This is a genomic window from Calothrix sp. PCC 7507, from assembly GCF_000316575.1.
GTDB lineage: Bacteria > Cyanobacteriota > Cyanobacteriia > Cyanobacteriales > Nostocaceae > Fortiea.
This window is the reverse complement of record NC_019682.1, coordinates 5,705,132-5,719,836: the sequence shown is the minus strand read 5'-3', so window position 1 is coordinate 5,719,836 and position 14,705 is coordinate 5,705,132. Positions and strand designations below refer to the sequence as shown.

The window sequence follows — 14,705 nt, the reverse complement described above, 5'->3', positions numbered from 1 at the left end:
CAGCAGCGATGCCTAGCGGAAAGTATATCTAACGCTTGTACATTGACGCAGGCGATCGCTATATCTGCGTGTAGAATGTTTAGTTAATAGGGCAGGCATCTTTCACCCAATCCCTATTGTGTAAGAGGTCAAGATGGTACAGACTCCCACCAACCCAGAAACCGAAACCCTATTGATTGAGTTGCCGTCTACAATTGGGTTGTACGTCACCCAGGAACAGTTTGCAGCCTTAGCAGCAGCCAACCGAGATTTGAGACTGGAAAGAACCGCACAAGGAGAGTTAATTGTGAACCCCCCAACGGGCTGGGAAACTGGAGAACGCAACCGCAGCCTCACCGGACAACTCGATCGCTGGTACGAAGAAAATGAAGATTTGGGTAAAGCCTTTGACTCTTCCACTGGCTTCATTTTACCCAATGGTGCAACTCGTTCTCCCGATGCCTCTTGGGTGAGCCAAGAACGTTGGGAAGCACTTACTCCAGAGCAAAAAGGAACCTTTGCTAATATCTGTCCTGATTTTGTTGTTGAGTTACGCTCTAGCTCAGATAGCCTCAAGTCGCTGCAAGCTAAGATGAGAGAGTATATCGACAATGGTGCCAGACTCGGGTGGTTAATCGATCCGCAGCAGCGACGGGTGGAAATTTATCGACCGGGTAAGGATGTGGAAGTGTTGGAGAATCCGACTGAATTGTCTGGTGAAGCGATGTTACCGGGTTTTTTGCTGAATTTGCGGGGGATGTTAAAGCGATCCCGTCAATGATCGGTGCTTATTTGCTTATTTACTTGTCCCTGTACAATCAATTTACTGTCTGTTTTAGACAGTTTTTGGGAAATAGGCAGCTTTTTATTCTGTAGTTTTTTTACGAGAGACAACGATGAACTATAGGAATCCGCTTTGATTTCTGAACTAATTTGCGTAGGCAGGCAATAGGCAATAGGCAACAGGAAAGAAGGCTTCTTAGTTGTACTGAGTTTTTTCAGAAATCAAATATGAGTCCTATATGTTGTAGTTTTTCCATTAGGGATACTGTTAGATTTCTCGTCAGTTATTAAGGTTTCAAGGTAATTAAAATGTCAGCATTGCACAAAAAGATAATGATTTATAGAAGCAATCTACCTGTGGTAGCTCCTTTCGAGAATATTTAACTCTGATTTGGTATCACTACCCAAATGTGCAACACCAAAATCTAAAACTAGGCGCTCATAAGTTTAACGTTTCTGTTGCTAGAATATCTGCATCTACTACACTTACACTAAAATTTTCAGCAAGCGCCTTAGATAATACAAGCACGGGATCGTCTGACACTAATGCAGTTAACTGCTTTTCCCGCTGAGGCTGGCTAGGATGATTTATTGCATATCTGTAGCAATTTGCCATTGAGTGGTTTTCACCAATCGAGAGATACTGAGCTGTAAAAGTAATTTGTTGTCCTATATGTTCATAAATGTAACCATGTAAAGCCTTAGATAATGGCAGAGTGGGTACAATGTCCTCAGTATTGACAATTCGATAGAGTTGTGAATCGCTCATAGAATTATTTATTGAGCAAGCAAACTGACTGTCACCTACTCGAGGACTAGCAAAATTGTAGAGTAAAAGATGTACTCGATGCAACCACTGATTGATAATTTGACATAACTCCTGACCTGGTAGTGTATGCAATTGTGTGGTCTGAAAGTTGAATGATGAGGTAGTGATGTTGTACTCCGCAAATTTAACATTCCTCTCAAGGGGTGTTCTGGGTGAAATTACTGGACTTTATGTAAAGAATCTTAAATTATTCTCTTGAAAAATGAATTTAACCCGGATTTCTACGCATTCTTGAGGGTTCAGTGTAGATGCTGAACGCTGAGTACGTAGCAAAACTCATCTCTTGACACTCAGCACTTGCCTATTTGTCACTTTAATTGTTGCAATTGGTATAAACTTGCGGTATCAACCAACTAAAGAAAGCTGAAAATTTCGTGCAGCATCGCCAAACGGGACATGATCGCTACAATACCGCTATTTGGTAGAGAACTATGGACAAAAATGATGTACTCAAACTTTACGATGAAGACTACGCCCAAGAATATAATCGAAAATTTATTTTCAGTGATTGTCATGCCGATTTTGAACAGGAAACTATCACCAATCTTCTGAGCGAGATTGGTGAAGGGGCAAAGTGGTTAGATGTTGCCTGTGGTACGGGCTACTTTCTGAGTTGCTTTCCCAATATAGAGCGAGCGGGATTGGATATTTCGCCAGCAATGCTGAAAGTTGCTAAACAAGAGAACCCAGGTGTTCTACTTATTGAAGGTGATTTCAGAGTTAAACATCCGCAGTGGCAAGGGGAATGGGATCTAGTGTCTTGTATGTGGTGGGCTTACTGTTATGTAGAGTCATTGTCAGAGATAGAAAAGGTTGTTGAAAACTTAGCTAGTTGGACATCTGAACGAGGTGTTTGTTTTCTACCAATCGGCAATCCAGAAGTAGTAGCAGTAGGAGAGATAGACTTGCCCTACGTTATTGAAAATATTGCAATGTACGGTGGTCGCATCAAACTTGAAGGAGTGATATGGAGTTGGATAGATGAAGAATCTGGAAAACAACATCTAAATTTATTGGCACCGCAACTAGAGCATATGGTTTCCCTGCTTGGAAAATATTTTGACAGCATAGAAATCATTGAATATCCGTCATACAAGAAGAGAAAAGCTATAGTTGCTCGTTCCAAAAAGCTAAAACAGATTTCAGAAGCCCAAAGAGTAGATAGTATCAAAGTTGAAGGATTATTTTCATTATTTTCCAATACGGTTCGAGCAGATAACTGGTGGCTTTATAAAATTCCTCCATTACTTGCTATTGCTTATGCCGAAATCCTTTTGCTGGGTCTGTCTTTTATCCAATCAATAGCGATTATACTGTCTTTACTATTTATTTCTATTTGTGCAGCAAGTTATGGACACATCATTAATAATATTTTCGACATTGAAGTAGATCGACAAGTTGGCAAAAGTAACTCGATGGCTAGATTTCCATTGTGGCAGAGTGTTTTGTTTTGCGTTTTATTTGTAATTGCAGGTTTCGTATTGCCAATCCTAATGAACTTCGGCACATGGGCAATTATATTACTAGGAATTAACTACTTGCTGCCCACTCTTTACTCTGCACCACCCTTGCGATTAAAAGAAAAAGGTATATGGGGGGTAGTTAGCGATGCAGCAGGAGCGCACGCTATCCCTACTTTGTTTTTTGCAGCAACTTTTTTACACCTAAGTACAACACCACAACCAGAATCTATTATCCTGACTATTACAGCAACAGTATGGTCATTTTGTGCAGGAATTAGAGGAATTTTCCTGCATCAACTTTGGGATAGAGAAAACGATTTAAAATCTGACGTGAAGACATTGGTGACAAGTCTTGATGTAGAAAAAGTGCGGTTTTGGATAAGTTACATCATCTTCCCAATTGAAATTTCACTGCTAATTTTACTGGTATTAGTTATTTCTCGATTCGCTCCCATACTGCTAGTTTTCTTTATTCTCTATGTTCTCTTAAAAACTATTAATATCAAATTAGTTTTAGCAAATGCCTTTGAACCTGCTCCTACTCGCAAAGCAAACGTAGCACTACACGATTTTTACGAGGTGTGGTTGCCTTTAGCTTTAATAACCTTATTATCTATCCGAGAACCCTTATTTTTAATATTGCTGTTATTACACATAATTCTGTTTTATCCGTCTATCAAACAAAGGACAACGGATTTAGTTCAACTCATGGTGTCTGGATTAAAAGGTCTTACTAACTTAGTTAAATTCACAAATGAATATGAGCAGAAAGTAGATTTTTTGCCTACAAATCAGCAAAATAAACAAGGACTGGAAAAATTGCAAGCTCAATTACACACCTCGCAAACAGAATTTACAAAACTAAATTCTCATCTACAACAAACTCAAGAGCAATTGGAACAGATTCAAGCTAAATTCCAACAAACTCAGGGAGAACTACAGCAATCTCAATCTCAGCTACATACCTCTCAAACTGAATTGCTACAATCTCAGTCTGATTTACAACAGACTCAAGAGCAATCCGAGCAGATTCAAGCTCAACTGCGACAGACTGAGAAAGAATTGGCACAATCTCAGTCTCAACTACATATATCTCAAACCGAGTTGGTACAACTAAAGTCATATCTCCAACAAACTCAGGGAGTAGAGGGAATAATCAACTATTATCGCTCTCGCATCGTATCCAACCCCGATGATATCCAACTTTACCATCAGGCATTGACAATTAAGCCAGATGATGTTCAAATCCATTTACAGTTAGGCAATGCTTTAGTTCGACAAAATCGCTTTTGTGATGCGATCGCCATTTATCAAACCGCACTTCAATTTCACCCAGACAACTTTGAAATACACTTGGAGTTAGCAAAGGCTTTAGAGAAAGAGCAGAAATGGGAAGATGCGATCGCTACTTATCGACGTGCCATTGAACTAAATCCAGATTACTCTTGGTCGCACAAACACTTAGGCGATATCTTAGCAGAACGAGGTCAGCTTAATGATGCAAGTACCTCTTACCGCCATGCCTTACAGCTTCAACCGAGAATTTTTTGAATGTAACCAAAAACAACAAATCAACTAGAGAGGTTAATTGCTCAATAGACATCTCCAGAAAAGATTTAGATACCACACAATTATACGCAGACCTAACCCCCCTTCCCCCCTTCCCTACCAGGGAAGGGGGGTTTTAAAGCCTCTCTCCGCTTCGGGGAGAGGTTTGGAGAGGGGTCTTTTTCTTTTCTGGAGATGTCTAATCTACAAGCGATCGCTATATCTGCCTGTAGAATATTTAGTTAATAGGGCAGGCATCTTTCACCTAATCCCTATTGTCTAAGAGGTCAAGATGGTACAGACTCCCACCAACCCAGAAACCGAAACCCTATTGATTGAGTTGCCGTCTACAATTGGGTTGCACGTCACCCAGGAACAGTTTGCAGCTTTAGCAGTAGCCAACCGAGATTTGAGACTGGAAAGAACCGCACAAGGAGAGTTAATTGTGAACCCACCAACGGGTTGGGAAACTGGAGAACGCAATTGGAGTATTTCTGGAGAGTTGTATTTGTGGTGGCGTAATTCGGGCGAACCTGGTAAAGCCTTTGACTCTTCCACTGGCTTCATTTTACCCAATGGTGCGACTCGTTCTCCCGATGCCTCTTGGGTCAGCCAAGAACGTTGGGAAGCACTTACTCCAGAGCAAAAAGGAACCTTTGCTAATATCTGTCCTGATTTTGTCGTTGAGTTACGCTCTAGCTCAGATAGCCTCAAGTCCCTGCAAGCGAAGATGAGGGAGTATATCGACAATGGCGCTCTCCTGGGCTGGTTAATCGATCCGCAGCAGCGACGGGTGGAAGTTTATCGACCAGAATTAGCAGTGGAAGTGTTGGAAAATCCGGCTGAATTGTCGGGTGAAACAGTGTTACCGGGTTTTGTGCTGAATTTGCGTCGGGTGTGGGATTGAATAAGAGGCAAGGGGGCAGGGAGCAGAGGGGACAGTAAGGTAATAAAGCTTGTTTTATAAGCTTTTTAACCTTTTTCAACTGGATAATTATACTCTCTAATAATTATAAATCTATGCCTTATAGTAAATTCACACTCAGTAAAGCTGTAGAAGATTTCCAACTCACAATCGTTGAAGGGAGTCGTTTCCTGCCAGAAATTCCCTCACTCACCCCTACCCCTTTGCTAGTGGATATTCTTAAAGAAACAATTCCCTGGGCGATCGCAGTGAGTAGCGAGAAAGCCCGTTCTGAGGGTATCATCAATCCTGTGTTATTGGAAGTGAAACGCCAACTCAAAGGACAGATTAGCGTTTTCTCTGGCGAGGAATTCAATGTCGAACCGGAAGCTGAACTGACTGGCTATGTTGACTTTCTCATTAGTCGTTCCCCAGAACAGCTATTTATCAAAGCCCCTGCGGTTATCCTGGTGGAAGCCAAAAAGGAAGACCTGAAACCAGCACTAGGGCAATGCCTCGCCGAAATGGTTGCGGCTCAACGTTTTAACCAACAAAAGCAACAGCCGATCTTGACGATTTACGGAACAGTCACCAGTGGCACAGTTTGGCGGTTTCTCAAGCTCGAAGGGCAATGCGCGTCCATTGACCTTACAGATTACCCCCTCCCTCCAGTTGAGCAAATTTTGGGTTTTCTCGCTTGGATGGCGCAGCAGGGCTGAGTATCATGTCTGTCCTGGCTCGAAAGCGGTATCATTGTGAAATATAGCCAGAGTTCGTGCAGGCAAGCATAGTAAAATTTTGTCAACAGATATGCCCCAGTCGATCGCCACAATTTCGCTTGCAGAGTTTCTCGCTCAACCCAATATTGAGGCTTCTCCTGCATGGGAATTAATTGATGGGCGAGCCGTGCAAAAAACAATGCCAACCCTCTTTCACTCACGGCTACAACGCAACCTTGTCAATTATATCAACGATCGCACCGATGAATTTGAAGCCGTGCAAGAGCTACGCTGCATCGTACCTCCCTACTCCCCAGTGCCAGATATTGCGATCGTTGCCTGCCATCGCCTGACTGATGAGGATGACCCATTTAATGGAGCGCCAGATTGGTTAATTGAAATTCGTTCGCCCGACCAAAGCACGTTAGACTTACAAAACAAGATTCTCCACTGCCTCAGCAACGGAACGCAACTAGCCTGGTTAATCGATCTCGCTCGTCAGCAGATTTGGGTTTGGCAAGGAGATGAATTACCTATAGTATTTGCAGGAGCAGACTTTCTGCCAAGCTTAGGTATTCTACCCGAACTTACGGTTAATGCTTTAATGGCTATGACTCGCCGACAATAGCTCGTTTCTTCTCAGTCGCTCAGTCACCGAACAAGGCAAAAGTAAAAAGTAAAAAGTAAAAAGGCACTCATAAAGAAAAAGAAAAATGGTTTGAGAGCAACTAATTTTTGGTACAGCATCATCCTAATTTTACTCTCATTTTCTCATTTGTCCAGTCTTGAGGATTATGCAATTTCATTCCAGCCTCCCAGCCGTGACGAACACCGACAATAGAATCTTTAATATATTGAAATAACAAAGAAAAAGGCAGATTGTGAGTAAACTTAAGGCGTAAAATTCTTAACAAACAACGGTAGATCAGAAGTAAAGTGAGACGGATTAAAAACATTGGGAAAGGTAGTTTTTGACAACCGTGTTTTAAAGCAAAGTAAGTAGTATTTTTAGCTAAAGAATACCAACAGGTGAGATGTCGGCGATCGCGGCGATTATGACTAGGTTGCACATAGTGTTCTACAACCACATCTGTATGATCAACCATGTAACCAGCTTCCAACAAACGCAAACAGACATCAGTTTCTTCTAAAAAATATTCAAAAAACTCATCAAAATAGCCAATTTTCACTAAAGCTTCTCGTTTATATGAAGCATTGGCTCCCATTACACCACAAAACCATTGAGGGTTGGAGATATATCTAGTTGTCTCTGTCGTACAAAGAACTGGTCGAGATTCGCTCAAACGACTATTGACGCCTCTAGCAAATTGCAATGCACCATTTGGTTGAGTTTTATCTATAACTGCTCCACCCACACAACCACAACTTGCTCCCTGTTCTCGGTAAATTTGTAAATGTAAATCTATCCAATTGTCGGGAGGAATAACATCATCATCAAGATAAAAAATAATGTCTTTTGTTGCAGCTTTTAAACCTAAGTTTCTAGCCACACTCACATTTCTTTGCTCAGTCAAAATCACCTGATTAATAATATCTTTATATTCTAATAAAACTAACTTGGTATCATCTTGTGCCGGGCCAACGACTACAATCAGCTCTTGAAAAGAACATCGCCAAAGCGAAACGGCACTCATCACTCTTGAGAGAAATTTACACCTGTCTACAGTACAGATAATCACAGTTGCAGAAAGATATGACATTAAAAATAATTTCGTGATAATTTCGTTGATAATTAGAAGCGATCGCACACAGCAACATATCGCCCACACCTTTGTAGGATGACGGCAGGATTTCGAGATAAGGGGGTGCATCCCAATTTGGCAGATTGATTTTGTAGTGCGAGCATCTTGCTCGCTTGAATCTATTATGCGAGCGAGACGCTCACACTACTTATTCCAAAATGGGATGCTCCCGGATAAGGAAGGATCTTACCCCTGATTCGCCAGCAGCATACTAAGTCGGGGATCTGATTTCTCACGATTTATGCTTTCACACATCTGGAACGCTTTCCCCGGTTACTGGCAATTGAATTATCCACAAATTTCAAGCCACTTTTCGATTTTTTAGCTTTTCTTCATAATTATGTGTACTTTTTTTGACATTTTTCCTAAATTCTTCAATCCATGTCTCTAAGAGAGGTGATACTTTTAGCTACCCTTACCAAAAATTAATAAATGTAAAAAATACTCTGGAAACAGAAGTGGTAAAGACTGGAAAGTGTATACTGTCAAGCATTTGCCATGTCTGTTAAAAATTTATGCTTCTGAAGTAGTATACTTTCTCTGAGTTCAATCAGCAATAAGTATTTAATAATATAAGTACTATCTACGTAAATAACGTAGTTAATTTAAAGACACTGACACTATTAATTTAGCGGAATTATTCTCAAATGCGTAAAATTCATCAAGAACTTGAAAAGAATGGATATGCAGTCATTGAATTTCTCAATAAAACTGAAGTAAAAAGCCTCCTCAAATTTAACGAAAAGTATTCTTTTCCTAATAATTTGGCAACTACCAGTATGACTTTTAGTATAAGTACCTCAGATTTATCATATCGGAGGCTACTTACTCAGGAAGTAAAAAGACATTTTACTTCCAAATTGAAAATTTTATTGCCCGAATATAGAATAGTGCTTTGTAATTTAGTTTTTAAAAGCCCTGATGTATTATTGAGTGAAATGCCTCTCCATCAAGACCCATCTTTAGTAGATGAAACATCTTTAACATCCTTTGGAGTGTGGTGTCCTCTAATTGATGTAGATGAGCAAAATGGCTGTCTTCAAGTTGTCAAAAAAAGCCATTTGTTGAATTCAAAACCTAGACCATTTTTTGTTTTTGATGGCTTTCCCTACAGTCAAGATATACTGTCAATTTTACAACAAAATTATCTCAGCAGTATCCCGATGAAAGCTGGACAAGCGCTAGTATATGATAAGCGACTTTTTCACGGATCGCCACCTAATACAACTACTGTTGAAAGAGTCGCAGCTATATGCAGCTTAGTTCCTCAAAACATCTTGACCCATTTTTGCTACAGAGAGACGCTAACCTCTGAAAAGCTAGAAGTATTTGAGGTAGAGGATGAATTTTATGATCGCTACATTGTTGGACAAAGACCAGAGGGTGTGAAAAGATTGGGCACTTTTAATTATGAAGTTGACCCATTGATGCCAGAACAACTTATAGAAAAGCTCGAAGAAGGAAAATCTAAATTAGATAAAGCCGTTTATCAAAAGCTTGATAAAGAAGGATATGCAGTCATTGATTTTCTTCAGGAAAATGAAATACAAATTTTGCTAAAATTATATCAAAAATCATCTCATCCCAAAGACTTAGAAGAACATATTTTAGCTGCCACTACATCCAGTTCAGACTTATCCTATCGCCAATTATTAATTCCGAAAATAAAAGATATTTTTTATGCTAAAGTAGTATCTTTATTTCCTGAATATAAAATCATTTATTGTAGTTTTTTAAACAAAAAACCATCTCTAGCATACGGTGAAAAGTCTTTACATCAAGACCCATCAAATGTAGATGAACCATCATTGAAATCCTTTGGGATTTGGTGCCCTTTAGTTGATGTTGACGAGCAGAACGGCTGCCTTCAAGTCGTCCCAAAAAGTCATCTGCTTAATTCAAAGCCAAGACATTTTCTTGCCTTTGATGTATTTCCTTATAGTCAAGAAATTCTATCGCTCATGCAGCAACACTATCTTACTAGTGTCACTATGAAAGCAGGACAGGCACTGATTTATGATAAACGGTTATTTCATGCTTCCCAGCCAAATTTAACTGCTGCTGAAAGATTGGTAGCTATTTGTATATTGGCTCCCAAGAATAGTCCAACTTATTTTTACTATACAGAGTCTAAAGATTCCGAAGAAATAGAGGTTTTTGAAATCAACGATACATTTTATGATAGTTACATAATGTCTGAAAAGCCAACAGGAGTTAAAAGCTTAAGTGCTGTTAATTATGAAGTTGACCCCCTAACACCAGAGCTACTTGTAAAAAAACTAGGGACAAAAAATTCCAATTTAAAAGTTCCTAATTGGGCAAACTTTGAAATTAATTTTCAGGCTCAGTTTTTAGAAAAACTTAACCCCCCCCCTCAAAAAGTAGTAATCCTCGTCAGCAATGAATTTGAAGGTTTTTCTCAAAATGGTGGCATAGGCACTTACTATACAACCTTAAGTCAGAAACTTAAATCTGATGGTTGGTATGTCATCCTACTGCTTTGTCAAACTGAATCTGACTTTCAAGGAGAAGCAAGCTTTCCTGATGTAGATTGCGTCTTCTCTACTCACGAAATCAAACAGGTTTTAAATCTCCAACCAATTCATCATCAAATTTTAGCGACAACGCAACAAGATGCAATTAACAATAGCTTCGACTATCAGAGTTGCTGTTGTTTATTCTTCACTCAAGCAGTCGTCTCTAGCTTGCCAGATGCAGTAGTTTATGTAGAATTTCCAGACATTTGGGGGTTTGGCTATCGCACAATTCAAGCTAAGAAAACTGGATTGCTGGGTGACAGTTGTCTTATCGGTGTCACTGCTCATGGGTGCTTTGAATGGTTGCGCGAGGTTAATAGTCAATATACCCTAGAGCAACCCCAGTGGTTTTGGCAAGCTTACCACTACGAGCAATTTTCCTATGAGAATGCAGACATCGCTTACTTTCCTTCATACTTCCTCAGGTCAAAATTAGCAAGTTATGGTTGGGAAATATCCCAGTCCCAGCATTTACCATACTTTGTACCTACTATAAATCAGCAGGGTAAAAGTGAGAATTTTGCCAATCAAATTAATCTCAGGGTAGATAAAATCCCCATTGTATTTTTCAGTCGTTTGGAAGAGAGAAAAGGACTTTGCACTTTTGTAGAAGCAATCAAATTACTGCATCCTATTTTAGTTGAGAGAATTCAGATTATTTTCGTGGGAAAAATTATTCCCCTGCAATCTTCCCAACTACAACATCTAGATAGTCAGCAATATATCGAACAACAATTTGATAGTAATGTAACCTACAACTTAATACCAAATTTATCCAGTCAAGATGCAATTAGATTTATTACTGAATTAAATCACCCAATTGTTTGCTTAACAAGCCTCCAAGAAAACTTTCCCAATACGGGATTAGAAATGGGACAGTTACCCGTTAGTTTAGTGGTTTCAGATACGGGTGGATTCCAAGAAACTTTAAATTTAATCGAGCGTTCTGACTGCGTGCGTTGGTTTCACCCAGCAAATTCCTACTCCCTCGCTCAAACTATAACCGAGGCAATTAATGCTTATCCTGAAAAACCATTAATTCCCCAATATGAATTTTTAGAACAAGTCAATCAACGTCTGCTAAACCAAAGATTAGAGTATATGAGTCAAGCTTTTATTAATGCCGCTCCTAAAGAACCTCAAACTCCTAAAGTCACAATTGCTATTGTCTGCTGGCAGACAGTAAATACTATATTAGAGTGCTTAGAAAGTCTTGCTGCCCAAACTTATAAGAATTTTGATGTGATTATCGGGTATCGAGAATCATCTGATGAGTATTTACAAGAAAGAATTATTCAAGCTCAAACTAAGTTTCCTAGCTATAAATATTTAAATTTAGATGCGAACTGGAGTTTGGGAGAAAGTTATAACTACTTAGTCGAATTAGCAGCAGGAGAGTATGTTTTACAGTTGGCTATAGAACATATTGCCTTACCAGATATGCTAGAAAAGTTAGTGACGGCGGCGATTAATGCTGATGCAGATGTGGTAGCATGTCCGCAAGTTACACTGCAAGAGGATGGAGAACTAGAAGCGATAGCCTTCATCGATGGTTCCTTGCTCAAGTTGCTGGAGTTTAACTACAACCAAGATATATCTGCGTTATTCTCTCTCAAACTGCTGCAAGAATTTCGCTACTTCCCAGAAAGAGGATTGTTAGCTCTCAATTGGCACATCTTAGCAGCAGCGATCGCCACTGGTAAAGAAATTGCCTACTACTCTTATCCCCTATACGTCACTAAAAATTCTCAGTCAAAAATTAATACTGCTAAAGAACGTTATTATCTGCGGCAATACTTATACCAAATCGAGCCTGCGAAGTGGAATCAACGCCAGCTTAATTTTCTGCTGACAGGTGTCGAGCAACTGCTACAACAGCAAAATTTAGATAAACTATCCCCATTTACTCATCAAAATAACCAGAACTTATCTCCTCAGTCTCAGGCTTGGATGCTAACTGCACAGCAAATTCAAGACGAACTTACACAAACCCAAGAAACTCTCAAAAGCGTGCAAGCATGGAATCAACAGCTACAAGCTGGAAAAGATTGGTTAGAGTCTCAATGGCAGACATGGATGCTAAAAGCACAGCAACTTCAAGATGAACAGGTGCAAACCCAGGAAACCCTAAAAAGCTTACAAGCTTGGAATCAGCAGCTACAAGCTGGAAAAGACTGGTTAGAAGCACAATGGCAGACATGGATGCTGAGAGAGCAAAAAGCCGAGTTGGAGTGGGAACGATGGCAATCTTTCAGTATGATGATGTCTGCGAGTAAGTTTTGGCAACTCCGCAGTGCTTGGTTAAAATTTAAACGGCTTCTCGGTGGGAAAAAGCCCGACTCGCTTGTGTTAGCCAATCAAGTTAACTCCGACACTCGGATTCGAGATTTTGTGGCTTTGATTGCTAGTCAAAAAGTGAGATTTTTTCAGCCTGAAGCTTCTGAAGCTCCTATAGTTTCGATTATTTCTGTGTTTCCTAACAACTATCAGTATTTTGAAACTACCTACAGAAGTGTAATTAATCAAACCTGGCAAAATTTTGAATGGATTATTGTCAATGACGGCTTGACAAACGCCGATGCGATCGCATTTATTGAGTCATTGTCTCACAGAACCAACAAAATCCAAGTCCTCTCCCATCTTAACAACCAAGGTGATGCAGCAGGACGCAACACAGCGATCGCTCAAGCTAGAGGCAAATATTTATTTTTTCTCAACTTAATTGACATTATTGAGCCTACATGCATCGAAAAAAGTGTTCTGTTCTTAGAAACCCATCCCGAATTTTCCTTTGTTAACTCCTATTCTGCTATCTTTCAAGCACAGGAATACTGGCGGAATAGTGGCTTTAGCCAACCTGCTGCATTCTTGTGCGAAAATCAGCTTATAGGAGGATTACTGTATCGTCAAGCCGATTTTGAGCAACTAGGGGGATTTGACGCAGACTTAAAGTTATATGCAGATTGGGAACGGTGGCTAAAAGCGATCGCCAATCAACAACAAGGATGGACAATTCCGGAATATCTAGAATGCAATCGCCGCATTAACTTTGTCGAGCAAAACCCTGGGGAAGTAAAGCGAGTAACTGAATTAATCCAGTCGCGTTACCCGGAAATTTTTAATAGCACCCCGACTCAAAACATTGCTCTCAACCGCCAACCACTTAACCCCCAGCAACTCAAATATCAAATAGCTGTCCAAAACTCCCTAAATCACTACAATTCTGGAAAAAGTCTGCTGTTTTTCTTTCCTTCCCTCTCCAACACCTATGTTGATCAATTCCATCTTGGCTTAGTCACGCTGCTGGAAAAAGAAGGATATGAAATAGCGATCGCTACAACCTTAAAATCAGAGCATCCTGACTACGATTCCTTTTATCGTCTCACACCAAACATATTTCATTTACCTAATTTCTTAGATGAAGTACACTGGTTGGCTTTTATCCGCCATCTTATCCAATCTCGTCAAATCGATGCTATTGTAATTTCTCACACAGAAATCGCCTATTACTTCCTCCCTCTACTCCGTGCTGAATTTCCTCAAGTTGCTTTTATTGATTGCACTCACACTGGCAAATCCAATTCGCAAAGTGATAATTACTCCACAGTCTCTAGTCAATTTATCCAGTACCTTGACTGTCAAGCCCTATTTTCTCCGGAGATGACTGCAGTTGAGAAAGATATTAGTTATCCGACTGACTCTAAGTTAAGAGTTGGCTCTAGTAATGTTGAGATGATAAACATTATTACTGAAGCCATCCAAACGCGTCAAACTCAGATTAAATCAGAAATTGACAATGAATTAGCAACTGCAGTTTTATTACTTGCACTCAGGTAGATTTAAGATATAGCGGTTCCCATTCAGATGCAGTGCAATATTATATCGCAAGCTGTAGGGGCACGGCACTGCCCTTACGGGTGTACCTCACGTAACCGAGAATTGCTATAGTGTTAGCTAGTAGGTGCGATCCACATTTTGGTAGAGTATTGTACGTCTTTTTTAAGCCGCTTCTCTACAAGATGCTCTGCAAAAGCGTCTACGCTCTGATGGGAATCATTGTTGGTTTTGTGGCTGGGAAAACGATTCCGATACAGCGGTTCTCAGTCGAATGCAACACCATCGAGGGCGGGAAAACCCCGCCCCTACTGGCTTGGGGATAAAAAACTGTACCTCATAACAG

At 40.1% G+C, this 14,705-nt stretch carries 8 protein-coding genes; 6 read left to right on the top strand and 2 right to left on the bottom strand.

Features of this window, described 5'->3' with window-relative positions; translation table 11 throughout:
* Positions 1-133 precede the first annotated feature (133 nt).
* Positions 134-760 (top strand): Uma2 family endonuclease, encoded by a 627-nt coding sequence (locus CAL7507_RS24515; RefSeq protein WP_015131178.1) that lies wholly within the window; start codon positions 134-136, stop codon positions 758-760.
* A gap of 441 nt (positions 761-1,201) precedes the next feature.
* On the opposite strand, the gene CAL7507_RS31060 is transcribed toward CAL7507_RS24515, so the two are convergent.
* Positions 1,202-1,615, bottom strand: coding sequence for a hypothetical protein (locus CAL7507_RS31060; RefSeq protein WP_236557003.1), 414 nt, complete (start codon positions 1,613-1,615; stop codon positions 1,202-1,204).
* A gap of 407 nt (positions 1,616-2,022) precedes the next feature.
* Between CAL7507_RS31060 and CAL7507_RS24505 the strand changes: the two genes are divergently transcribed.
* The 4 genes from CAL7507_RS24505 (at position 2,023) to CAL7507_RS24490 (ending at position 6,853) form a co-directional block, all read left to right on the top strand.
* A complete protein-coding gene (locus CAL7507_RS24505; RefSeq protein ID WP_015131177.1) occupies positions 2,023-4,605 on the top strand; it encodes a tetratricopeptide repeat protein in 2,583 nt (860 codons plus the stop codon).
* Positions 4,606-4,894: 289 nt separating this feature from the next.
* Positions 4,895-5,509, top strand: coding sequence for a Uma2 family endonuclease (locus tag CAL7507_RS24500; protein WP_015131176.1), 615 nt, complete (start codon positions 4,895-4,897; stop codon positions 5,507-5,509).
* Positions 5,510-5,622: 113 nt separating this feature from the next.
* Positions 5,623-6,225 (top strand): hypothetical protein, encoded by a 603-nt coding sequence (locus CAL7507_RS24495; protein ID WP_015131175.1) that lies wholly within the window; start codon positions 5,623-5,625, stop codon positions 6,223-6,225.
* 91 nt (positions 6,226-6,316) lie between these two features.
* Positions 6,317-6,853, top strand: coding sequence for a Uma2 family endonuclease (locus CAL7507_RS24490; RefSeq protein WP_015131174.1), 537 nt, complete (start codon positions 6,317-6,319; stop codon positions 6,851-6,853).
* Positions 6,854-6,971: 118 nt separating this feature from the next.
* Here the strand turns inward: CAL7507_RS24490 and CAL7507_RS24485 are convergent, their stop codons facing one another.
* Positions 6,972-7,946 (bottom strand): glycosyltransferase family 2 protein, encoded by a 975-nt coding sequence (locus tag CAL7507_RS24485; protein WP_015131173.1) that lies wholly within the window; start codon positions 7,944-7,946, stop codon positions 6,972-6,974.
* A gap of 689 nt (positions 7,947-8,635) precedes the next feature.
* Between CAL7507_RS24485 and CAL7507_RS30245 the strand changes: the two genes are divergently transcribed.
* Positions 8,636-14,362: a phytanoyl-CoA dioxygenase family protein gene (locus tag CAL7507_RS30245; protein ID WP_015131172.1), complete on the top strand. Its 5,727-nt coding sequence runs from the start codon at positions 8,636-8,638 to the stop codon at positions 14,360-14,362.
* The last annotated feature ends 343 nt before the right edge of the window (positions 14,363-14,705 follow it).